Source organism: Pseudoxanthomonas sp. 97-1-1 (assembly GCF_057773125.1).
This window is the reverse complement of sequence record NZ_JBYMTJ010000001.1, coordinates 767,683-789,870: the sequence shown is the minus strand read 5'-3', so window position 1 is coordinate 789,870 and position 22,188 is coordinate 767,683. Positions and strand designations below refer to the sequence as shown.

At 66.7% G+C, this 22,188-nt stretch carries 22 protein-coding genes and 1 tRNA gene; 14 read left to right on the top strand and 9 right to left on the bottom strand.

Annotated features, from left to right (window positions below):
• Positions 1–77 precede the first annotated feature (77 nt).
• Positions 78–338 (top strand): hypothetical protein, encoded by a 261-nt coding sequence (locus AC3DET_RS03785; RefSeq protein ID WP_488390755.1) that lies wholly within the window; start codon positions 78–80, stop codon positions 336–338.
• A 147-nt stretch (positions 339–485) separates the two neighbouring features.
• Here AC3DET_RS03785 and AC3DET_RS03780 read toward each other — a convergent pair whose 3' ends face one another.
• Positions 486–1,196 carry an rRNA pseudouridine synthase gene (locus AC3DET_RS03780; protein WP_488390754.1) on the bottom strand — a complete coding sequence of 237 codons (711 nt, stop codon included), beginning with the start codon at positions 1,194–1,196 and terminating at the stop codon, positions 486–488.
• A gap of 96 nt (positions 1,197–1,292) precedes the next feature.
• On the opposite strand from AC3DET_RS03780, the gene AC3DET_RS03775 reads away from it, so the two are divergent.
• The gene (locus AC3DET_RS03775; RefSeq protein WP_192200506.1) at positions 1,293–2,147 is read left to right on the top strand and encodes a PA4780 family RIO1-like protein kinase; all 855 of its coding nucleotides are present in this window, start codon (positions 1,293–1,295) and stop codon (positions 2,145–2,147) included.
• A gap of 91 nt (positions 2,148–2,238) precedes the next feature.
• Here AC3DET_RS03775 and AC3DET_RS03770 read toward each other — a convergent pair.
• A tRNA-Phe gene (locus tag AC3DET_RS03770) sits at positions 2,239–2,314 on the bottom strand.
• 181 nt (positions 2,315–2,495) lie between these two features.
• Here AC3DET_RS03770 and AC3DET_RS03765 point away from each other — a divergent pair.
• The gene (locus AC3DET_RS03765; RefSeq protein ID WP_446537552.1) at positions 2,496–2,951 is read left to right on the top strand and encodes a DUF6491 family protein; all 456 of its coding nucleotides are present in this window, start codon (positions 2,496–2,498) and stop codon (positions 2,949–2,951) included.
• A gap of 84 nt (positions 2,952–3,035) precedes the next feature.
• On the opposite strand, the gene AC3DET_RS03760 is transcribed toward AC3DET_RS03765, so the two are convergent.
• The 3 genes from AC3DET_RS03760 to ftsY form a co-directional block, all read right to left on the bottom strand.
• Positions 3,036–3,305 carry an oxidative damage protection protein gene (locus AC3DET_RS03760; RefSeq protein ID WP_337730877.1) on the bottom strand — a complete coding sequence of 90 codons (270 nt, stop codon included), beginning with the start codon at positions 3,303–3,305 and terminating at the stop codon, positions 3,036–3,038.
• Positions 3,306–3,308: 3 nt separating this feature from the next.
• Complete coding sequence (gene mutY / locus AC3DET_RS03755; protein WP_488390753.1) at positions 3,309–4,361, bottom strand: A/G-specific adenine glycosylase; 1,053 nt, start codon at positions 4,359–4,361, stop codon at positions 3,309–3,311.
• Between the two features lie 96 nt (positions 4,362–4,457).
• Positions 4,458–5,651 (bottom strand): signal recognition particle-docking protein FtsY, encoded by a 1,194-nt coding sequence (ftsY, locus tag AC3DET_RS03750; RefSeq protein WP_488390752.1) that lies wholly within the window; start codon positions 5,649–5,651, stop codon positions 4,458–4,460.
• Positions 5,652–5,774: 123 nt separating this feature from the next.
• Here ftsY and AC3DET_RS03745 point away from each other — a divergent pair, with 123 nt between their 5' ends.
• Entirely contained in the window at positions 5,775–6,074 is a 300-nt protein-coding gene (locus AC3DET_RS03745) for a hypothetical protein (RefSeq protein ID WP_488390751.1), read from the top strand.
• A 215-nt stretch (positions 6,075–6,289) separates the two neighbouring features.
• On the opposite strand, the gene htpG is transcribed toward AC3DET_RS03745, so the two are convergent.
• On the bottom strand, positions 6,290–8,188 hold the full coding sequence (gene htpG / locus AC3DET_RS03740; RefSeq protein WP_488390750.1) for a molecular chaperone HtpG: 1,899 nt from the start codon (positions 8,186–8,188) through the stop codon (positions 6,290–6,292).
• Between the two features lie 254 nt (positions 8,189–8,442).
• On the opposite strand from htpG, the gene rsmD reads away from it, so the two are divergent.
• The 6 genes from rsmD to AC3DET_RS03710 all read left to right on the top strand — a co-directional run bounded on the left by rsmD (position 8,443) and on the right by AC3DET_RS03710 (position 13,335).
• Positions 8,443–9,087 carry a 16S rRNA (guanine(966)-N(2))-methyltransferase RsmD gene (gene rsmD / locus AC3DET_RS03735; protein ID WP_337730342.1) on the top strand — a complete coding sequence of 215 codons (645 nt, stop codon included), beginning with the start codon at positions 8,443–8,445 and terminating at the stop codon, positions 9,085–9,087.
• Positions 9,084–9,593, top strand: a complete 510-nt coding sequence (coaD, locus tag AC3DET_RS03730; RefSeq protein ID WP_192200513.1) for a pantetheine-phosphate adenylyltransferase — start codon at positions 9,084–9,086, stop codon at positions 9,591–9,593. The genes rsmD and coaD overlap by 4 nt, the downstream gene beginning before the upstream one ends.
• A 46-nt stretch (positions 9,594–9,639) precedes the next feature.
• Positions 9,640–10,134, top strand: a complete 495-nt coding sequence (locus AC3DET_RS03725) for a hypothetical protein (RefSeq protein ID WP_488390749.1) — start codon at positions 9,640–9,642, stop codon at positions 10,132–10,134.
• 79 nt (positions 10,135–10,213) lie between these two features.
• A complete protein-coding gene (locus AC3DET_RS03720; RefSeq protein ID WP_488390748.1) occupies positions 10,214–10,462 on the top strand; it encodes a YfhL family 4Fe-4S dicluster ferredoxin in 249 nt (82 codons plus the stop codon).
• 44 nt (positions 10,463–10,506) lie between these two features.
• Entirely contained in the window at positions 10,507–12,255 is a 1,749-nt protein-coding gene (ggt, locus tag AC3DET_RS03715; protein ID WP_488391165.1) for a gamma-glutamyltransferase, read from the top strand.
• A gap of 189 nt (positions 12,256–12,444) precedes the next feature.
• A complete protein-coding gene (locus tag AC3DET_RS03710) occupies positions 12,445–13,335 on the top strand; it encodes an MBL fold metallo-hydrolase (RefSeq protein WP_337730341.1) in 891 nt (296 codons plus the stop codon).
• Positions 13,336–13,490: 155 nt separating this feature from the next.
• Here AC3DET_RS03710 and upp read toward each other — a convergent pair whose 3' ends face one another.
• On the bottom strand, positions 13,491–14,123 hold the full coding sequence (upp, locus tag AC3DET_RS03705; protein ID WP_337730340.1) for a uracil phosphoribosyltransferase: 633 nt from the start codon (positions 14,121–14,123) through the stop codon (positions 13,491–13,493).
• Between the two features lie 112 nt (positions 14,124–14,235).
• Positions 14,236–16,611, bottom strand: coding sequence for a TonB-dependent receptor plug domain-containing protein (locus tag AC3DET_RS03700; protein ID WP_488390747.1), 2,376 nt, complete (start codon positions 16,609–16,611; stop codon positions 14,236–14,238).
• Between the two features lie 169 nt (positions 16,612–16,780).
• Here AC3DET_RS03700 and AC3DET_RS03695 point away from each other — a divergent pair, with 169 nt between their 5' ends.
• The 3 genes from AC3DET_RS03695 (at position 16,781) to AC3DET_RS03685 (ending at position 20,053) form a co-directional block, all read left to right on the top strand.
• Positions 16,781–17,944 carry a phytase gene (locus tag AC3DET_RS03695; RefSeq protein WP_488390746.1) on the top strand — a complete coding sequence of 388 codons (1,164 nt, stop codon included), beginning with the start codon at positions 16,781–16,783 and terminating at the stop codon, positions 17,942–17,944.
• 20 nt (positions 17,945–17,964) lie between these two features.
• Positions 17,965–19,329, top strand: a complete 1,365-nt coding sequence (locus AC3DET_RS03690; RefSeq protein WP_488390745.1) for a purple acid phosphatase family protein — start codon at positions 17,965–17,967, stop codon at positions 19,327–19,329.
• A gap of 136 nt (positions 19,330–19,465) precedes the next feature.
• On the top strand, positions 19,466–20,053 hold the full coding sequence (locus tag AC3DET_RS03685; protein ID WP_488391164.1) for an inorganic diphosphatase: 588 nt from the start codon (positions 19,466–19,468) through the stop codon (positions 20,051–20,053).
• A gap of 72 nt (positions 20,054–20,125) precedes the next feature.
• On the opposite strand, the gene AC3DET_RS03680 is transcribed toward AC3DET_RS03685, so the two are convergent.
• Positions 20,126–21,622 carry an aminotransferase class III-fold pyridoxal phosphate-dependent enzyme gene (locus AC3DET_RS03680; RefSeq protein ID WP_488390744.1) on the bottom strand — a complete coding sequence of 499 codons (1,497 nt, stop codon included), beginning with the start codon at positions 21,620–21,622 and terminating at the stop codon, positions 20,126–20,128.
• Between the two features lie 120 nt (positions 21,623–21,742).
• Between AC3DET_RS03680 and AC3DET_RS03675 the strand changes: the two genes are divergently transcribed.
• Positions 21,743–22,174 (top strand): Lrp/AsnC family transcriptional regulator, encoded by a 432-nt coding sequence (locus tag AC3DET_RS03675; RefSeq protein ID WP_337730336.1) that lies wholly within the window; start codon positions 21,743–21,745, stop codon positions 22,172–22,174.
• Positions 22,175–22,188: the final 14 nt, after the last annotated feature.

Sequence of the window (22,188 nt, the reverse complement as noted above, 5' to 3'; positions counted from 1 at the left end):
TATCTGATCTCGATGCCCGGCGTGTGCGCGCACAGTGCCCGCCCTTGGCGCCTCAACTTCCCAAGGACTGTCCCGCCATGCCCCTCGACGCGAACTCTCGTTTCATCGCCAAGGTGTGCGGTGCTGCCGTCATCTTGCTGACGGCCTGGTTCCACGGCAATGGCAAAAGTCTGGACCAGGGCCTGTCGCGTTGCGAAGCGAGCGGGTTGCAGGCGCAGGAACCGCGCGACTGCATCTCCTGCGAGCGCCATGAGGCGTCGCACGCAGACGCACTACGGGTGGATTGTGACGCGTCGAGCCACGCATTGCGCATGCGCAGCGCTACTCGGCGTTCGTGATCCTGCGCCAGTGACCTGCGGTCTGCTAGGTCACGCCGTGGTGGACCGAGTGGGATAGCCGCCGACACAGGGCGGCGCATTGCGTGTGCGGATGCAGTTTGCAGGGCATCCGGTGTTGCGGCGTGCCGCCGGTCTTGTGATGCACGCCTAGAAGCGCGCACCGACCGGCAGATAGCGCCACTGGCCCACCGGCATCTTCGCCAGTGCGATCCGGCCGATGCGCAGCCGCCGGATCGACACCACCTCAAGCCCACCTTCGCGGCAGCGGTGGCTCAGCTCGCCCGGCTGCACGTCCTTGATCGCAAAACGCAGCCGCACCTCGTTCTGCCAGCTGACCTTGCAGGGCGCCAGCCCCCGGCCCTGGTGGCTGGCCACGTGGCCGATGCGGCTGAGGGTATACGGGTCGGTGTTGCCGCGGATCTCCACCACGAATTCCTGCTCGATCTCCGCATAGTCCTCGGTCAGGCGGCGCCATACGCGGCCATCCTGGCTCAGCACCATGAGTCCGCTGGCCCCGGTGTCCAATGGCATCAGGGGAGTCAAGCGGTGGAAATGGCGCTTCAGTGGACGCACGCCGCTGTCGTCTTCGAGCAGATGCGTGGCCGGGGTGGCCAAGACGGCCGTATCCTGCCAGGCAACGCCTTCGGGCTTGTGCAGCAGCAGGGTGGCTGGCTCGGTGGCCGTGAGTTCGGCTGCCGGGTCGATTTCCACGCGCTCGGTGGTAACCGGATGTTGCGGCGCCTCCACCGTTTCACCGTCCACGGTGACCCAGCCCCCTTCGATGTACTGCTCGGCCTCCGTGCGCGAGCAGCCGGTGAGTTCAGCGACGCGCTTGGCCAGGCGGATGGGTTCGGGCATGGGAACACCGGCGTTTCAGGGCGGCTAGTGTAAAGATAGCGGGGACGCCCCGCGTCGAATCTTCGTTCTTCATCTTCATTTTCCCGCCAGGACCGCATGAAAACGCCCCCAGGACTGCAAGCGCTGATCGATGATGGTGTGATCGACCGCGTGCTGCGGCCGCTGAAAAGCGGCAAGGAAGCCTCCGTCTACGTGGTGGATGCGGGAGGCGAAGTCCGCTGCGCCAAGGTCTACAAGGACATGGCGCAACGCAGTTTCCAGCAGCGCACGCTGTACCAGGAAGGGCGCAAGGTCCGCGGCAGCCGCGAGGCGCGCGCGATGGGCAAGGCCACGCGCTACGGGCGCAAGCAGCAGGAAGTGGCATGGAAGAACGCCGAAGTCGACGCTCTGTACCAGCTGCGTGATGCCGGCGTGCGCGTGCCAGAACCGTTCGGTTATGTGCATGGCGTGCTGGTGATGGAGCTTGTCGCCGATGCCAGCGGCCACTCCGCGCCCCGTCTGGGCGAAGTGGACCTGACCCCGGAGCAGGCGCGCGACTTCCACCGTTTCCTGGTGCGCGAGGTGGTCAAGATGCTGTGTGCCGGTCTGATCCACGGGGACCTGTCGGAGTACAACGTGCTGGTGGGCGGGGAAGGCCCGGTGATCATCGATTTCCCGCAGGTGGTCAGTGCCGCCGGCAACAACGCCAGCCGTCGACTGCTGCTGCGCGACGTCAACGCCCTGACGGCGCGCCTGGGCCGTTATGCGCCGGAACTGCTGGACACTTGGTACGGCGAGGAGATGTGGGCGCTGTACGAAGCCGGCACCCTGCACCCGGACACGGAGCTGACGGGGCTGTTTACCCACGATGCCTCGCGCGTGGATGTGGACAGCGTGCGGCATGCCATCGAGGACGCGCGGCAGGAAGCGATCATCCGCCAGCAGGGCAGGGAAGCGGCCGCTGCGGAGTAACGCGATGAGGGGACGGGGCCGGGCGCATCGGCGCGGCCCTGGGCGCAGGCAAACAAAAGGGCCTGCCTTGCGGCAGGCCCTTCGGAATGAGTGGTGGCCCGGGGCGGATTCGAACCACCGACACGCGGATTTTCAATCCGCTGCTCTACCAACTGAGCTACCAGGCCAGGATCTGTCGCGGTACGGCAGTGCCGGCGCGAAGAGCGGCAATGATACGGACCGGTCGGGGCAATGGCAAGCCGGACAGCCCCTGAATGGCGGGTCGTGCGGCCGCCGCAGGCTGCGCCGGGCGGAGGCATCATGCATCCACGGGAGTGCGCCCCCTCAACGCGCCGACAGAGAACGACCATGAAACGCCTGATTCCCTTCGCCCTGCTGATCGCGTCCGGTCTGGCCGCCTGCGCGACCGACGGCCGGCAGACCGATGCCGAAAAGCTCGCCTTCTACCGCGGGCATGCCGGAGAGCCGGTCAAGGACTTCAAGTATTTCGGCAGGCTCAATGGCTGGACGCCGCTTGGCGACGGCGCGCTCGCCGTATGGACCAAGCCCAGCGAAGGGTATCTGCTGGAGCTGTCCGGTCCCTGCCAGGACCTGGACTACGCCACCGCCATCTCCGTGACCCAGTTCGGCGGTCGGGTGTCGGCAAAGTTCGATGACGTGATCCCCTTGGGTGCCGGCACCTCCAGCATCAATATTCCCTGCCGCATCGAGACCATCAGGTCGTTGGACGTCAAGGCCCTGCGCGCCAGCCAGAAGGAATTGCGCGAAGCCGCGGCCGTGGAGCGGGAGGCTGGAAAGCGTTGATCGTGCGGGGAAGCCCCACGCTTTCCAGAGCACGGCCTGTTGCCGGACCTGTCTGTTCCGGCGGGGCAGCACGCGTCGCGCAGTTCAGGATTCCGGCACGTATCCGGTCGGTTTGTCCGCGCCGCCACCGAACAGGAACTTCTCCAGTTCCACTTCAAGGAACGCGCGATGCTTGGGATCGCGCGGTGACAGCCGGTTCTCGTTGATCAGCATGGTCTGGTGCGCCAGCCATGCGGCCCACGCCGGTTTGCCGATGTGCGCGAAGATGCGCTTGCCCAACTCGCCGGGGTAGGGCACGAAATCCAGTCCCTCCACGTCGCGGTGTTCGTACTGGCAATAGACGGTGCGCGACATCATTCAGTTTCCCAGCAGTTTGCGGATCGGCGCGGGCAGGCCCAGCTTCGCGAGTTCGCCGCGAGCGACCCATCGCAGATCGTCATTGTCGCGCACCCTGCCACGCAGGGCGACCCTGCGTACGCGCAGCGGTTGCAGGTGCAGGCGGTAGTGGCTGAAGGTGTGCACCACCACCGGCAGCTCCTCGGCGCTGTCGTAATGCCCCTGCACTTCATGCGCGAACCAGTCGCGCATGCCCGCGTCGGTGTCCGCCTGCGGCAAGGTCCACAGCGAGGCCCAGATGCCGGTCTCCGGGCGGCGCTGCAGCAGGATCTCGCCATCGGCGTTCTCGAGCCACAGCGCCACGGCCTCCCGCTCCGGCAGCGTCTTCGAGGGCCTGGAGGTGGGCAGCACGTCCACCAGACCATCACGGCGCGCCACGCAGCCATCCTGTTGCGGGCACACCACGCAGGCCGGCTTCGCGCGCGTGCACAGCGTGGCACCGAAATCCATCTGCGCCTGCGTGTAGTCGGCCAGGCGGCCGTCGGGCACATCGTGCAGGTGCGTGTCCGCCAGCGCCCACAATCGCTTTTCCACCGCTGGCAGGCCGGGCCAGCCGGCGATGCCGTGCAAGCGCGCCAGTACACGCTTGACGTTGCCATCGAGGATGGGAAAGCGGTCGTTCCACGCCTGCGCCAGGATGGCGCCCGCCGTGCTGCGTCCGATGCCGGGCAGTGCATGCAGCGCGTCGAAATCGCGTGGCAGATCGCCGCCATGCTGCACGACACATGCCTTCGCCGCCGCATGCAGGTTGCGGGCGCGGGCGTAGTAGCCCAGTCCTGCCCAGTGCGCCATCACGTCATCGGTGGAAGCGGCGGCCAGGTCGGGCAGGGTGGGAAAACGCTCGACGAAGCGCAGGAAGTACGGAACGACCGTGGCTACCTGCGTCTGCTGCAGCATGATTTCCGACAACCACACACGGTAAGGCGTGCGTGGATGCTGCCACGGCAGGTCGTGGCGGCCGTGCCGGTCGAACCAGGCCAGCAGGCGATGGGCAAAGGGGATGGCCCTGCTCACGCGGGACGACCCGTGGGAGCGACGTCAGTCGCGATGATGCCATCGCGGTGGTCGATCGCGACTGACGTCGCTCCCACGACAGCGGTGGGCCTGATGTCAGCCGGCACCCAGCGCTTCCGGCAGCAGTGCATCGACGAAGGCTTCCGCATCGAACACGCGCAGGTCTTCCAAGCGCTCACCGATGCCGGCATAGCGGATCGGGATGCCGAACTCGCGCGCCAGCGCGAACACCACGCCGCCCTTGGCCGTGCCGTCGAGCTTGGTGACCACCAGCCCGGTGACGCCGACCGCGGCGTGGAACTGGCGCAACTGCGAAAGCGCGTTCTGGCCGGTGGTGCCGTCGATGACCATCAGCACTTCGTGCGGCGCGGTGTCGTCGATCTTGCCGAGCACGCGGCGGATCTTGCCCAGTTCGCTCATCAGGCCGGTCTGCGTGTGCAGGCGGCCCGCAGTGTCGGCGATCAGCACGTCGAAGCCGCGCGACCTGGCCGACTGGAGCGCGTCGAAAGCAACCGACGCCGGATCCGCATCCTGCCCCTGCGCGACAACCGGTACGCCGTTGCGTTCGCCCCATGTCTGTAGCTGGGCCACGGCGGCGGCGCGGAACGTGTCGCCGGCCGCCAGCATCAGGCTGTGGCCATCCTGCTTGAAGCGGCGCGCGAGCTTGCCGATGGTGGTGGTCTTGCCCACGCCGTTGACGCCAATGGTCAGCACGACGAACGGCTTGCGGCTGGCGTCGATCACCAGGGGCCGGGCGACCGGCGCGATGAGCGCGATCAGGTCCGCGCGCAGTGCCTTCAGCAGTGCCTGCGCATCGGCGAACTCGCGTTCCTTCATCCGCTTGCGCAGGTCTTCGATGATCGCGGTCGTGGCGGCAACGCCCACGTCGGCGGTCAGCAACGCGGTTTCGATCTCGTCCAGCAGATCGTCGTCCAGGCGCGGGTTGCGCGTGAACAGGCCGGCCAATCCCAATGCGGCGCTGGTGCGGCGCAGGCGGTCGCGCCAGCCCGACTTGCCGGCCGGCGCCGCGGGCGCGGCATCGACGGGCTCCGGTTCCTCCGCTCCTGGCGCAGCAGCGGCGGGTTCGGGCAGCGGGCCGGCATCGTTCCGGGGCGCATCCGCCTTCGGCACCGCTTCGTCCGCCACGGGAGGGGAAGCAGGGATTGCGTCCGCCGGCAGTGGTTCGCCCGGCGCGCGCGGAAAGGCGGCGGCGAGTTCTTCGGTACTGGGGCGGGTCTGGGCGGCGTCCGGGCCGTCCTGGGGCTTCTTGCGGCGGAAAAAACCGATCATTTCAGGGGGTATCTCGAAGAGGGCGACATGCTATCACCCGGCTGCCGGGCGGCCGTGGACGCTGGGCTAAAGTGGGGCCGGCGGCGGCCGATATCGAGGCTGGAAACCCTGTGGAGTCATCGCATGACCCCTATCGCCGGCATCGCTACGTCCGGCCTGCGCGCCGCCTCGCTCGGCATGCAGGCCGCAGCGCACAACATCGCCAATCTGGCCACGCCGGATGCTGCACGACAGGGTGTGGCGCTGTCCGCCGAGGCGATGGGCGGAGTGTCGGCGACGGTGGTCGAGGCACCTGCTGATCCGACCGCCCCGGTGGAGGATGTGGCGGCGATGCTGACCTACGAGGCGATGGCCGGCGCGAACCTGTTCGTGCTTAAGGTGGCAGGACAGGTGTTGGGCGGTTTGCTGGATGTAAGCGCGTAACGTCGGCATCCATGTGAGTTCTCCCTCTCCCCGTTTACGGGGAGAGGGTGCCGAAGGCGGGTGAGGGGCTGACGGAGCCGTGATGCGGCAATGACAGATGCCCTGTCGAGTGACTCGCCTCTTCAGCACACGAAACGTCTAACTTCCCGCCACTTCGTTCGCCCCTCATCCGCCCTGCGGGCACCTTCTCCCCGCTTGCGGGGAGAAGGGATCCTTCATGCGGACAGTTCCAGCAGCAATGCATTCAGTCGCTTCACGTAGCCGGCCGGGTCCTTCAGGCTCTCGCCGGCGGCCAGCGCAGCCTGGTCGAACAGCACGCGCGTGAGGCTGGCGAAGCGGTTCGCATCGCTCTCGGCATCGAGTTTCGCGATCAGCGGGTGCTCAGGGTTGAACTCGAACACCGGCTTGCTCTCCGGCGCCGCCTGGCCGCTGGCCTCCAGCAACTGGCGCATCTGCAGGCCCAGGTCGCCCTGGCCGATGGCGAGGATTGCCGGGGAATCGGTCAAGCGGTGCGAGACGCGCACGTCGGCCACGTCCAGGCCAAGCACGGCCTTGATGCGGCCGGTGAGGGCTTCCTTGGCTTTCGCGCTTTCCTCCTGCTTCTTCTTCTCGTCTTCGCTGTCCAGCGCGCCCAGATCGAGGTCGCCGCGGGCGACATCGACGAAGGACTTGCCGTCGAACTCGGTCAGGTAGCCCATCAGCCACTCGTCGATGCGGTCGGTGAGCAGCAGCACTTCGATGCCCTTCTTGCGGAAGATCTCCAGGTGCGGGCTGTCCTTGATCTGCGCGTAGGACTCGCCGGTGAGGTAGTACAGCTTGTCCTGGCCTTCCTGCAGGCGACCGGCGTAGTCGGCCAGCGATACGCTGGGTGCGCCCGAGGCATCGTGCGTGGAGGCGAAGCGCAGCAGGCCGGCGATCTTCTCGCGGTTGGCGTAGTCCTCGGCCGGGCCTTCCTTCAGCACCTGGCCGAAGTTGGTCCAGAACGCCTTGTAGTCTTCCGGCTTGTCCTTGGCCAGTTTCTCCAGCATGTCGAGCGCGCGCTTGGTCAGCGCCGAGCGCATCGAATCCACCACCGGGCCGGACTGCAGGATCTCGCGCGAAACGTTGAGCGACAGGTCGGACGAGTCCACCACGCCGCGCAGGAAGCGCAGGTACAGCGGCAGGAACTGCTCGGCCTGGTCCATGATGAAGACGCGCTGCACGTACAGCTTCAGGCCCTTGGCGCCGTCGCGGTGGTACAGGTCGAACGGCGCGCGCCCCGGGACGTAAAGGAGCGACGTGTATTCCAGCTTGCCTTCGACCTTGTTGTGGCTCCATGCCACCGGGTCGGTGAAGTCGTGGGCGATGTGCTTGTAGAACTCGGTGTATTCCTCGTCCTTGATCTCGGACTTGGCGCGCGTCCACAGTGCGCTGGCCTTGTTGACGGCTTCCCATTCGGGCGTGGCGGGCTTGTCCTCGCCGTGGTGTTCCTTCTGCATCTCGATCGGCAGGCCGACATGGTCGGAGTACTTCTTGATGATGCCGCGAAGTTTCCAACCGTCCGCAAAGCCCTCCTCGCCGTCCTTCAGGTGCAGCACGATGCGCGTGCCGCGTTCGGGCTTGTCGACCGTGGCGACTTCGAAATCGCCTTCGCCGGCGCTGGACCAGTGCACGCCCTCGCTGGCGGGCAGGCCCGCGCGGCGGCTGAACACGTCCACGCGGTCGGCCACGATGAAGGCGCTGTAGAAACCCACGCCGAACTGGCCGATCAGGTTGGCGTCCTTCTTCTGGTCGCCGGACAGCGCCTTGAGGAAGTCGCCGGTGCCGGACTTCGCGATCGTCCCGAGATGGGCGACGGCCTCATCGCGACTCATGCCGATGCCGTTGTCGTCGATGGTCACCGTACGTGCTTCGGCATCGAAGCCGATGCGGATGCGCAGAATGGGATCTTCAGCCAGCAGGGTGGGGTCCTTGAGGGCCTCGAAGCGCAGCTTGTCGGCGGCGTCGGCGGCGTTGGACACCAGCTCGCGCAGGAAGATCTCCTTGTTCGAGTACAGCGAGTGGATCATCAGCTGCAGCAGCTGCTTCACTTCGGCCTGGAAGCCCAGTGTTTCCTTGCGGGTTTCGGTGGTCATCGTGGACGTGCTCCTTGGATCGGTATGCGGGCCGCAGGCGCGGCCGATGCGTCCCGGTGTATGGGTATGTCCGCCGATTTCAACCCACGACGCCCTGTAGGAGGGGCTTCAGCCCCGACCGCGATCCTGTCACCGATGCGCCGCGATCTGGTAAGCGCCGCTGAACGCCAGGCGCGTGTTCTGACCTGCGGTCGGGGCTGAAGCCCCTCCTGCACGGGAAGTATCATGCGGGGCCTTCCGTCGCCGTCGCCCCGATGTCCCGAAGCCCCCGCCGTCCCTCCCCAGCACCTGCCTCCGCGCCGCGCGGCGCCGGCCAGGTGCGGATCATCGGTGGGCGATGGCGCGGCACGAAGCTGGCGGTGCAGGACCGTCCCGGCCTGCGGCCGAGCAGCGACCGCGTGCGCGAGACCCTGTTCAACTGGCTGATGCCGGCATTGCCGGGCGCGCGTGTGCTCGACCTGTTCGCCGGTACCGGCGTGCTGGGGCTGGAAGCGCTGTCGCGCGGCGCCACGCACGCCGTGCTGGTGGAGCGGGACCCGGGGCTGGCCGCGGCGCTGCGCGAGGCGGTGGCAAAGCTGTCCGCACCGGCCGAGGTGCACGCGGCTGACGCACTGGCGTGGCTGGGCGGCCGTGGGGGCGCCTTCGACCTGGTATTCCTGGACCCGCCCTTCGCCGATGGCCTGTGGGAGCAAGCCATCGACGGCCTGCGGAACCATCTGGCGCCGGGCGCGTGGATCTACGTCGAATCGCCCGCCGGAACAGCCCCCCGCGTGCCGGCCGGCTGGACCCTGCACCGGGAGGGCGGCAGCCGGGATGTGCGCTTCGCCGTGTACCGGACCCCCGCAGGGCAGGGCGCTGCTACACTTCGCCCCGACGATTCGCCGGCGACGACTGAATGACTGTGGCACGCAATCGGACGGCGGTTTATCCCGGCACGTTCGACCCGATCACAAATGGCCATATCGACCTGATCGACCGCGCCGCGCCGCTGTTCGAGCGGGTGATCATCGGGGTGGCGGAAAGCCCGGGCAAAGGCCCCGCGTTGCCGCTGGCGCAGCGCGTCGAGCTGGCCCGCGATGCGGTGGCCAAGCATCCGCACGTGGAAGTGCGGGGCTTCGACGGCCTGCTCGCGCACTTCGTCACGGAGGTGGGCGGCGGCGTATTGCTGCGTGGCCTGCGTGCGGTGTCCGACTTCGAATACGAGTTCCAGCTGGCCAGCATGAACCGCCACCTGATCCCGGAGGTCGAGACGCTGTTCCTGACCCCGGCCGAGCAGTACGGCTTCATCTCGTCGTCGCTGGTGCGCGAGATCGCCCGGCTCGGCGGCGACGTGTCCGGCTTCGTGCCGCCGGCCGTGGTCGCGGCGCTGAAGGCACAATGGCAAAAGCAAAGACAAGGCGCCTGAGCGCGCCGCGATTCCGACAACAGATCCAACAGGAGGGGGAACACCCATGAAGAACATCGCAACCCGCATGCTGCTCACCGCCTGCCTCGTGCTGCCGTTCGCGGCGTGCAAGAAGCAGGAAGAAGCGCCGGCCCAGCCGGCCGAAGTCGCGCTGGTCGCCCCGACCACGACCGAAGACGGTGCGTGGAAGGAGTACCTGAGCAAGGTGGTCGACGCCAACATGGGCACGATCACCAACACGCCTTACGTGTACTACCTGCCGGCCGAGACCGATCCGGAGTTCGAGGCCAAGTACGGCCGCCAGCTGGAACAGGCCAAGGGCGCCGTGGCGCGTGGCGTGACCAGCGGCAACCTGATCGCGTTCGGTTCGCCGTCCAGCGTCAAGATCGCCGACCTGGCCGTGGCCGCGTTCGAAGGCGTGGAAGCCGACACCTTCAAGGGCGTGCGCATCCTCTTCATCGGCAAGGCGGAGGACAGCGAGCGCGTGAAGGCGGCAGTGGCCCCGAGCAGAGCCGAGTACGTGTTCGTCGAAGCCAAGTGACCTTTCCAGGCGTGGCCGCTCCGGCGGCCACGCCCTGGTGAAAAGGTCATCCCCGCTGTCGCGGGAATGACGAAAGAACATGTCCCTCAAGATCAACGAACTCTGCGTCAACTGCGATGTCTGCGAGCCGGCCTGTCCCAACCAGGCCATCTCGATGGGCGAGACGATCTATGTGATCGATCCGGCGCGCTGTACCGAATGCGTCGGCCATCATGACGAACCGCAATGTGTCGTCGTGTGCCCCGTAGAGTGCATCGATCCCGATCCGGCGTATCCTGAGACCCACGAAGCACTGTTCGCGAAGATGCTCCGGCTGCAGGCCGGCTGATCCGCCACACGGCAGCGCTCCGTGCCGGTTATCGTCCAGGAGAGATCGTGATCCAGCGTCGTCTGTTCGCCCTGTTGTTGTTCGTTGCGTTCGTGCCGGCCGCACAGGCTGCCGATGCTGTCCGTCCCGCCGCCTCGTCGCATCCGCCCGGTGTCGCCATCGCCAGCGCGCACGCGCTTGCCACGCAGGCCGGCCTTGATGTCATCGCGCAGGGTGGCAATGCCTTCGACGCCGCCATCGCGGTGTCGTCGACGCTGTCGGTGGTTGAGCCGATCAGTTCCGGGCTGGGCGGTGGCGGCTTCTTCCTGTTGCATGACGGCAAGACCGGCAAGCAGACCTTCGTGGATGCGCGCGAGACCGCACCCGCTGCGGCCACGCCTGACAAGTACCTGTTGCCCAATGGGGAGTTCAACCGCGACCGTGCCGAGAACGGTCCCTGGGCGGCGGGTATTCCCGGCCTGCCGGCGGCCTTCGTCCATCTGGCCGAGAGGTACGGCAAGCTGCCCCTGGCAACCTCGCTGAAGCCTGCGATCCGCGTGGCCCGCGACGGTTTCCCGGTGTATGCGCGGATGGCGCGGGGCTATCAGGCACGCCGCGACGTGATGGAACGGTACAAGGGCACGCGTTCGGTGTTCCTCGCCAATGGCCAGCCGATCAAGGAAGGCGACACGTTCAGGCAGCCGGACCTGGCGCGCACGCTGGAACGCCTGGCCGCGCAGGGCTTCGACGGCTTCTACCGCGGCGAGACCGCGAAGCTGCTGCTGGCCGGGGTGAAGGCCGAAGGTGGCCAGTGGACGGCGAAGGAGCTGGCCGGCTACACCGTGCGTGAGCGCGAGCCGTTGACCTTCAAGTACAACGACTGGCAGGTGACCACCGCGCCGCCGCCATCGTCCGGTGGCGTGGCATTGGCGCAGATGCTGCAGATCCTCGATGCCCACGATCTACGCAGCCTGGACGAGGCGCAACGCACGCACCTGATCGTGGAGGCGATGCGTCGTGCGTTCCGCGACCGCACCTTCTATCTGGGCGATCCGGACTTCGTCGAAATCCCGCTGAAGACGCTGACCAACCCGTACTACGCCGCCGGCCTGCGCGCGACGATCAATCCGCAGAAAGCGACGCCCAGCGACCAGCTCTCCGGCCAGCAGACCCCGCTGGAAGACGAGGAAACCACCCACTTCTCGATCATCGATGCCGAAGGCAACCGCGTCGCCGGCACGCAGACGGTGAACCTGCTGTATGGCTCGGGCCTGGTGCCGCCGGGTACGGGCGTGCTGCTGAACAACGAGATGGATGATTTCGCGCTCAAGCCCGGCACGCCGAATGCGTTCGGCGTGATGGGCTATGAAGCCAATGCGCCCCAGGCAGGAAAGCGCATGCTCAGCTCGATGACGCCCACTTTCATGGAGTCGCCGGAAAAAGTGGCGGTGCTCGGTACACCCGGCGGCAGCCGCATCATCACCATGGTGCTGCTGGGCGTGCTGGGCTACGACGCGGGCCTGGATGCGCAGCCGGTCGCCGCGTTGCCGCGCTTCCACCACCAGTGGATGCCGGATCTCATCGAGATGGAGACCAACGCGCTGAGTCCTGCGTCGCAACAGGCGCTGGAAGCCATGGGTCACAAATTCAAGGTGCCCGGCAACAGCGCGCAGGGTGGTCGCGGTTCGAGCCATGTGTGGGGCAACCTGCAGACGGTGGAGTGGAACAAGGCGGCCAACGTGTTGAGTGGCGGCAGCGATCCGCGCAATCCGGTGGGCGCGGCGAAGGTGGTGGAATCCGCTGCGAAGCCCTGAAAGGGCTTGGCCCCTCTGTAGGAGCGACGTGAGTCGCGACCGCTGCTTCGAGGCCCCGGCCCCGGCCCCGGCCCCGGCGCGTCGGGCGACTGTCTGAACGGCACGCGCCACTCGTCACGTGTCTGCAAGCCTTGCGGTCGCGACTTACGTCGCTCCTACAGGGAGCAAATCGGGGCGTAGAATCGCCGCATGAAACTCTGGTCGCTGCTGGGCAATTCCCAGAAACTCGATGGCGGCGCGATGTTCGGCAACGCGCCGCGCGCCATGTGGGAGAAGTGGTCACCGCCCGATGCGGAGAACCGCATCGAGCTGGCGTGCCGCGCGCTGCTGGCGCAGCCGCTGAACGGCAAGACGGTGTTGTTCGAGACCGGGATCGGGGCCTTCTTCGAACCGAAAATGCGCGCGCGCTTCGGCGTGCAGGAAGAGCGTCACGTGCTACTGGACTCGCTCCGCGACGCCGGTTTCTCGCACGAGGACATCGACGTGGTGGTGCTCAGCCACCTGCACTTCGATCATGCCGGCGGCCTGCTGGCGCCGTGGCAGGACGGTCATGCGCCGGAACTGTTGTTCCCCAACGCCACCTTCGTGGTCGGTGCCGAGCACTGGCAGCGTGCGCTGAAGCCGCATCCGCGTGATCGCGCCAGCTTCATCCCGGACCTGCAGCCATTGCTGGAAGCCAGTGGTCGGCTGGAACTCGTTTCCGGCGAGTATTCCGTGGCGCTCGGCGACACCGTCCGCTTCAGCTTCAGCGATGGCCATACGCCGGGCCTGATGCTGGCCGAGATCGTCGGTCCGGAGCGCATGGACGATCAGCCCCATGGTGGCGTGGTGTTCTGCGCCGACCTGATTCCCGGCCGATCCTGGGTGCACGTGCCCATCACCATGGGTTACGACCGCAACGCCGAGTTGCTGATCGATGAGAAGCGCGCCTTCCTGGAAGACAAGCTGGTCCGCAACGTCCGCCTGTTCTTCACCCACGACCCGGGCTGCGCCCTGGCGCAGGTGACCCGCGACGAGAAGGGCAAGTTCGGCACCGCGCATGAAGTCCCGGAGTTGCACGCGCGGATGCTGGTGGCTTGAGATTTGAGCCCCTCTCCAGCGGGAGAAGGGTGAGGGTGTGGCGGAGTCCGTGATGGTTCGAATGTCGCTAACTTCGCCGTACCCTCGTCCGCCCCCGTATCAAGTACGGGGCAGGCTCTCCGGGCGCCTTCTCCCGATGGGAGAAGGGAGTTGCGTTACCCCACCCGCGTTCCAAAAATACGATCCCCCGCGTCTCCCAGGCCCGGCAGGATGTAGCCCTTGTCATTGAGGCGCTCGTCGATGGCGGCGGTGTAGACGTCCACGTCGGGGTGCGCCGCTTCCAGTGCCTTGAGCCCTTCTGGCGCGGCGACAAGGAAGATGCCCTTGATCCGCTTCGCGCCCGCCCGCTTCAGCATGTCGATGGTGGCGATCAGCGTGCCGCCGGTGGCCAGCATCGGGTCGAGGATCAGTGCGTCGCGTTCTTCCAGCCGTCCGGTCAGCTTCTCGAAGTAGGGCACGGGCTGCAGTGTTTCCTCGTCGCGCTGCAGGCCGACCACGCTGACGCGCGCAGTGGGGATCAGCGCCAGCACGCCGGGCAGCATGCCCAGGCCGGCGCGCAGGATCGGCACCAGGGTGATCTTCGCCCCGGCGATCTTCTTCACCTGCACCGGGCCTGCCCAGCCCGCCATGGTCTCGGTGGTCAGTTCCAGATCGGCCGTCGCCTCGTAGGCCAGCAGCGTGCCCAGTTCGGTCACCAGTTCGCGGAAATCCTTGGTGTTGAGACCGGCGTTGCGCAGCAGGCCGATCTTGTGTTGCACGAGGGGGTGGCGGACTTCTACGGTCTTCATGGCGGGGCAGGGCAGCAGGAGAAGCTGGAAGTCTGCATCAAACCCGCTGGTCCCACAAAGCAGAAAGCCGGCATACGCCGGCTTTCCGCATGGACCGTGGCGATGCCGCCGATCAGAACGCCCAGCGCATGACCAACTGGTAGCTCGGCCCGGCCTCTTCGGTTTCCAGTTCGTATTCGTCGTAGTCGCGGTCGATCTGGTCCTGCAGGGTGTTGAACTTGTCGAAGTACTCGTCCTTGCTGGCATCCAGCAGGTTGTTGGCGCTCAGGCGCACGGAGACATTCGTGCCGAAGCGCTTCTCGACGAACACGTCCAGTTCGCCGCCGTAGCGGATGAGGGCTTCCTCTCCCAGCACGCGAGCGTAGGCGTCGCCCTGCTTGCGATAGGTGGCGCCGAAGCTTGCGCCCCACGCCGGGATGTCATGGATGAAGCCGATGTTGTAGACGGACTTGGCCTGGTCGTTGAAGCGGCGTTCGCCCAGGAAGTCGTCCACCTTGGACTTCACCCACGAATAGTTGGCGAAGATGCCGGTGTTCTCCAGGCCGATCGCCGACAGCGGCGTGGACACGTCGAACTCGAAGCCGTAGACCTTGCCGTCACCGACGTTGGACGAGGTGTACAGCCAGCTTTCCGCCGGTTCCTGCGCCATCGCATCGGCCAGGTCGACAGCGTCGCCGTCCTCGATCATCTCTTCCCAGGTGTCCTGCATCTCTTCGCTGGGCTCGCCGGTGTTGACGATCTCGATGAGGTCCTTCACGTCGCGATAGAAGAAATTCAGGCCGACCACGCCCTTGCGGCCAAGGCGGTGTTCGAAACCGAGGTCCAGTCCGTTGGCGGTTTCCGGATCCAGTTCCGGGTTGCCGATGTAGTCGTTGTCGCCGAACTCGCCGTCCAGCAGGGCCGGCAGCAACTCGTTGAAGTTGGGACGCTTGATGGTCCTGGCCAGCGACAGGCTGATGCGGTCCGCGTCTCCCAGGTTCCAGCGCAGGTTCACCGACGGAAGCAGCTCGTTGTAGTCCTTGCTGACGCGACCTTCGCTTTCATCGTCCTCGAGGTACTCCACCTCGGACTTGGTGGTCTCGTAACGCAGGCCGGCTTCCCACGAGAAGGCATCGCCCTTGCCGCTGAGCATGATGTACGGATCCAGCCGCTTTTCTTCGATCACCGAGGCCACGCTGCCGTCCAGCTCGTAATCGGCCAGGGACGCCGGGGTCTCGTCCTCCTCCTCGGCCTCCCACTCGTAGCTCACGAGCAGGCCTTCGCGCTTCTTGGTGCGGTAGTCCACGCCGAACTCCAGTTCGGCGCCGCCCAGCGGACGTGCGTGGGTCAGGCGGAAGCCGGTCTCGGAATCCTTTGCGGTCACGGATTCGGCTTCGTAGACGGTTTCGTCCCACTCTGCATCCGCGGGGATGCTCCAGGTGTCGTCCCAGTTCTCCGCGCCGCTCACGTAGACGTGTTCGCCTTCCGTGGTGGCCTGCGAGTTCTCGAAACGGGCGTAGTCAACGCTCACTGCGGTGGTGCCGCCCGCCATGTCGAACTTGTACTCGGCGCCGATGCCGTAGTTCTTCTGGTCGTACGGGTCACGGCCGGGTACGCGCAGGTTGACGGTCTCGTCGTCGTCCAGTTCCTCCTCGAACGACACTTCGGTGACGTCGCGATCGGTCTTGACGTAGAAGCCATCGATGCTGAAGCGGCCGGTCTCGCCGACGTCGGCGGTGTAGGACAGGTTGGCCGAGTAGTCGCGGCCGTCCTTCACCTCGGTCTGGTCCTCCCAGCTGACCTTCTCTTCCTGGGTGTTGTCGGTGAAGCGGTCGGAGCGCTTGGTCTTGGCGCGATACCGGTCCTGCACGTTGATGCCCGCCAACAGGCGGCCCCCGAGCGCCTCGAACGATGTCACGGCACCGAAGGTCGGGTTGACCTCGCCATCGTCCCAGCGATTCACGCCGACACGGATGTAGCTGCCGGTGAATTCGTACGCGTCGCGCAGCACGATGTTGATCGCGCCGGCCATCGCATCGCCGCTGCGGTTTGCGCTGGCGCTGCGCTTGATCTCGATGTGGTCGACCATCTCCGCCGGGATGCGGTCGACGTAGAACGAGCGGTCGTCGCCGGCACCCGGCACCTTCTTCCCGTTGATCAGCACCTGGGTATAGCCGCCGCCCAGGCCACGCAGCTGCACGCCGTCGTATTCCATGATGTCCGATCCGACGAAGCCGACGCCGGGCACACGCTTGAGCATATCGCCGACGGTGTTCGGCTCGAAGCGCTGGAAGTACTCCAGGTCGTAGACCAGAGTGGGCGCGATGTCATCTGTGCGGTCGCGGTAGGCGATTTCGCCTTGCACCACCACGGTGTCCAGTTGCTTGGGGTCGCCCGCGGCACCGGCATCCGGCGCTTGGTTCTGGGCAGTGGCGGCGAAGCTGGCCGGCAGCAGGGCAGCGCAGAACAGCACCTGCGAGAGCGAGGCGGCCAAGGCATTGCGTTTCATCGTGTGTCGTCCCCGTGACGAAAGTAAACGGCACTTTGTAAGCACGTCACATGGCGGCAACATGACACGCAGGTTCCCGTCGCATGACAGGTATCCGCGTGTCGTCCGTTGACACGAAAGCGTCACGAAGCCTGCGTAGAACATGACCGTTTGTTGACGCCGTCATGTCATGGGGAAACCAGTGAAACCACGCCTTGCCTTGCTTGCCGTTCCGCTCCTGATCGCCGCATGCGGCGGAAAGCCCGCCACGCCGGCCGCATCTTCTGCGGAAACCAGTGCGCAGGTGCGCGAGAAGGAGCCCGACGAGAACGTCGAGAAGGACCCGCTGCTCGGCGAAGCGAAGGTCGCGCACGTCGTCGTGCCGGAAGCTTTCATCACGGCGGCGACGCCCGCCGAGAACGTCGATTCGCCGGCCAGCTGGCGCGCGGGAGACGGTACACGCTGGCTGATCGCCACCGCCAAGGACACGCACCGCCTGGTCGTCTACGACGGCAGCACCGGCAAGCAACTGCGCACGGTCTCCGGTCCGGGCAGCGAGCTGGGCCAGATGCAGCGACCGAACGGGATCGCCGTGATCGACGACCTCGTGCTGGTGGTCGAGCGCGACAACCGGCGCGTGCAGGTCTTCCAGTTGCCCGACTTCAAGCCGCTGCTCGTGTTCGGCGCGGAAGACCTGAAGCAGCCGTACGGCCTGTGGGTGCGCCCGCAGAAGGATGCTTACGAGGTGATCGTCAGCGACAACTACATGTCGCCGCAGAACGAAGACGCGCCGCCACCGCTGGCCGAGCTGGGCCAGCGCTTCAAGCGTTACCACCTGCAGCGCGCGGAAGGCGGCTGGAAGGCCAACCTGGCCGGCACGTTCGGCGACACGGGCGGGAAGGGCGCGATCCGCATCGCGGAGTCCGTGTTCGGGGATGCGGCGAACGACCGCCTGCTGCTGGCGGAAGAGGATGTCGCCGTCGGCACGCGCCTGCGCGAGTACGGGCTGGATGGCACCTATCGTGGCCGCGACATCGGCGCGGACTTGTTCAAGGCGCAAGCCGAGGGCATGGCGCTGGCGCAGTGCGTGGGCGGCGCCGGTTACTGGATCGCCACCGATCAGTTCAAGGACCGCAGCGTGTTCCACGTGTTCGATCGCACGACGCTGGCGTACAAGGGTGCATTCGCCGGCAACAAGACCGCGAACACCGACGGCGTATGGCTGGACCAGAGCGCCGACGCGCGCTTCCCGCAGGGTGCGTTCTACGCCGTCGACGACGACCAGGCGGTGGCGGCGTTCGACTGGCGCGACATCGCCAAGGCCTTGTCGCTGCCGGAGTGCCGCGCCGAATGAAGCGGGCAGGGGATGCGGGGATGAAGTGGGTGCTGGCCGTGCTGTTGCTGGGGACCTGCGCGGCGACGCTCGCGCAGGAAGCGACGACGCGTCAGCCCGAACCGAACACACGCGTGCCGAAGGGCGTGGTGCGCCATGCGCCCAGCGGGTTCCCGGACCGCATCGTGGCCTCGCCCGCACAGGACGCGGCCAATGGTTTCTCGGTTGCGTGGCGCACGGATGCGCGTGTCAGCGCGCCGCAGTTGGAGATCGTCGTCGCGGGCGATTCGCCCGACATGGGTGAGCCACGCCGGATCACCGCGACCAGTATCCCACTGAAGACCGAGAACGGCGATGCGCACCATCATCGCGCGGACATCGACGGCTTGCAGGCCGACACGCTGTACGCCTGGCGCGTGCAGGGCGACCTCACCTGGAGCGCGTGGCACCACACCCGCACGGCCGCGACGACGGGCTCGCCGCTGACGCTGCTGTACTTCGGCGATACCCAGAACAAGAACGTCAGCCTGACCACGCGGGTCGTGCGCGAAGCGATGCGGGCAGCGCCGGATGCGCGCCTGGCCCTGTTCGCCGGGGACCTGGTCAGCGGCGGCGATGGCGAAGACGACAACGAGTGGGGCGAGTGGTTCGAAGCGAACGAAGTGCTGCCGACCTCGCTGGTGGTCGCGCCGGCGCCGGGCAACCATGAGTACTTCGAGGAGTTCGAGGACACGCCGCAGGAACGCCGCGTACTGGGCGCCCACTGGCCGGTGACCTTCGCGCTGCCGGGCAACGGCGTGGCGCAGGCGAAGCGCACGACCTACTGGTTCGACTACCAGGACGTGCGCGTGGTGGTGATCGACGGTACGTCGGCACTGGATCTCGGGACAGCGAAGGCGCAGGCGAGATGGCTGGACGGCGTGCTTGCCAGCCATCCGAAGCGCTGGAGCATCGTGCTGACGCACCAGCCGTTCTTCTCCCCGCGTGAAGGCCGCGACAACGTGCTGCTGCGCCAGCACCTGCTGCCGGTGATCCGCAGGCGCAAGGTCGACCTGGTGCTACAGGGCCACGATCACGTCTACGGCCGCCTCAAGAACGAAGCGCCGACGCCGGTGTTCGTCGTGTCCGTCACCGGCGCCAAGCAGTACCGGCTCTCCGACGAGGCGCGCAAGACGATGCGGCCCGTCGCCGAGGACACCCAGCTTTTCCAGGTGCTGCGCTTCGACGGTCCGCGTCTGCGTTACGAGGCGCGCACGGCGACGGGCCGCCTCTACGATGCCTTCGACCTCGTCGATGGTGGGGTGGCGGGCAAGCAGCTCGTCGAGCACGCGGAAGGCCGCATCGAAGAACGTACGTGCATCCGCGCAGAGACCCTGAAGGGCCGCGCCGACCGGTGCTGGGAATGATGCGACTCATGTAGGAGGGGCTGACCAGCCATTCGGCTGTTGAAAGCCAGCCCCGACTGCCGAGTTTTTCCGAATCCATTCTGTCGGGGCTGAAGCCCCTCCTACAACGAGGCCTGCCATGCGTCGTGTCTGTCTGATGTTCCTGCTCGCCCTTTGCGCGGGGAACGCCCTCGCTCGCGAAGCGCACATCCGCCACCCGTTCCTCGCCCAGCAGCCGAAGGCGGCGCCGGAGGAGGTACTGCTGGCGGTGGAGATCCCCGCGGGCAGTTTCACCAAGTACGAGATCAACGACGAAGGGCTGGTCTTCGTGGACCGCTTCCAGTCGATGCCGGTGGCGTATCCCGCCAACTACGGCTCGATGCCGCGCACGCTGGCCGGCGACGGCGACCCGCTGGATGCGCTGGTGCTGACGCGCGAGCCGCTGCATCCGGGCGTGCTGGTGAAGTTCCGGCCGATCGGCGTGCTGCGCATGCTCGACGACGGCAAGCACGACGAGAAGATCATCGGCGTACCCACCGACAAGATCGACCCGACCTATGCCGGCATCCATGACCTGGCCGACCTGCCGGAGATCGAGCGCCAGCGCATCGAGGCCTTCTTCCGCGTCTACAAGGACCTGCCGAAGGGCCGCAATCCGGTGCAGCTCAACGGCTACGGCGATGCGAAGGAAGCAAAAGCGCTGATCCAGGCGTCGCTGGAGCGCTTCGCCACGCAGAAGCCGTAAGGCGAGGCGGGCGGTTGCAGGAAAGAAAAAGGCGAGCCGAGGCTCGCCTTTTCTTTGGGGTCCGCTTTCCGATCAGGCCGCCGCGGCCTGGCTGATGCGCGGACCCTCGCGCAGCGCCTTGCCCACCATGCCGACCAGCAGGTCGAGTTCCTCGCCGTCGATGGCGAAATGGGGCGTGAAGCGCAGCGAGTTGGCGCCGCCGTGGATGACGTTGAGGCCCTGCTGGCGCAGCCATTCCTCGGTGGAGCCGGCGCCGTAGCACTTGAAGGCGGGCGACAGTTCGCACGAGAACAGCAGGCCGGTGCCCTGCACGTTGGTGATCAGGCCGCCGAGTTCCGCCTGCAGCTGCTGCAGCTTCTGCACGGCTTCGAGGCCGCGCTTGCGGATGTTCTCGCGCACCTGCGGGGTCAGCTGGGCCAGGGTGGCGCAGGCCACGTCCAGCGCACGCGGGTTGGTGGTCATGGTGTTGCCGTACACACCCTTGCGGTACAGACCGGCGGCGCGCTCGTTCACGGCGAGCACGGACAGCGGGTACTGCGCGGCGTTCAGTGCCTTGGAGTAGGTCTCCATGTCCGGCGCGTCCAGGCCTTCGAAGCCGGGGTAGTCGACGATGGACAGCACGCCGTGCGCGCGCAGGCCGGCCTGGATCGAGTCGACCAGGAACAGGCTGCCGTGGCTGCGGGTCAGCTCGCGCGCAGCGGCGTAGAACGCCGGCGGCACCGAGCGGCCCGGGTCGCCTTCGCCCATCACCGGCTCCAGGAACACGGCTTCGACGAACCAGCCCTTGGCCTCCGCATCGGCGAACGCCTGCTTCAGCGCATCCACGTCGTACGGCGGGATGGCGATGACCGAATCCTCGCCGCGGTAGCTGGCCAGGTGCTGCTGGTACGACTTGCGCGAGGAATCCGAATACAGTGCCGGGCGTTCGGTGCGGCCGTGGAAGCTGCCCTTCACCACGATGCGCTTGATGGTGCGGCCGGCGTGGCGGCCGTCCGGATCGGTCATCAGCTTGCTGTTGATGTCGGCGATGCGCGCGGCCAGGCCGACGGACTCGGAGCCGGAGTTCAGGCACAGGAACTTCGCGAACGGGCAGCCGCCGCGGGTGTGGCCGACCTCCTTGCGCAGGGCGCGGTCGAAGCGCAGCTGCGACAGGCTGGGGGTCATGATGTTGGCCATCACCTGCGGGCGCGCCATCGCGTCCAGCACGGCGGCCGGTGTGTGGCCGAAGCCGAGCATGCCGTAGCCGCCGGCGTCGTACAGCACCGCGCCATTGAGGGTGACGACCCACGGGCCGCGCGCGGCGAGCGCGATGTAGGGGTTGATGGCGTCTTCGGCGTAGAAGTTGACGTAGCCGGCCTGCACGGCGCGCAGCTGCTCGGCCTCATCCAGGTCGAACAGTTCGGCGAACTCGTCCTTCAGGCGGGCATGTTCGGCTGCGGCCGCTTCGATGACGGCGGTCAGGTCCGGATGGGTCTTTGCCAGGCGCTCGATGGCGGCATCGTCCAGGCCGTGGGTCAGGCGCTGGCCCTGGTGGGCGCGGAGCGGGGCGAGGTGGTCAATCAGGGCCATGGAAATCCTCCGGCAGCAAGCGGCAAACCGTTATTATCGGGAATAATTCGTCATTTGACAGTTGTGAACTGCGCTGATTTAGAGGATATTTCGTCGATTCGACGAAACTCAAGCTGCCGCATGAAACTCACCGACGCCGACCAGCAACTGCTCTCAATGCTCCGTGAGAACGCACGGGCCTCCACTGCCCAGATCGCGCGCCGGCTGAACCTGTCACGGACCACGGTGCAGAGCCGCATCGAGCGGCTGGAGCGCGAAGGCGTGATCAGCGGCTACACCGTGCGCGTGCACGATGAGTACGACCGCAGCCACCTGCGCGCGCACATCATGATTGCCGTGCACCCCAAGCAGATGACCTCGGTGGTCGCCTCGCTGCGGGCGATGCCGGAACTGCGGGTGCTGCATTCGGTCAGCGGCAGCCACGACCTGATCGCCATCGGCGCGGTGCCGACCGTGGGCGACATGGACCTGCTGACCGACCGCATCGGCGCGCTCGAAGGCGTGGAGCGCACCACCTCGTCGATCGTGCTGTCGACCAAGTTCGAGCGCTGACGGCAGGGCGTCCG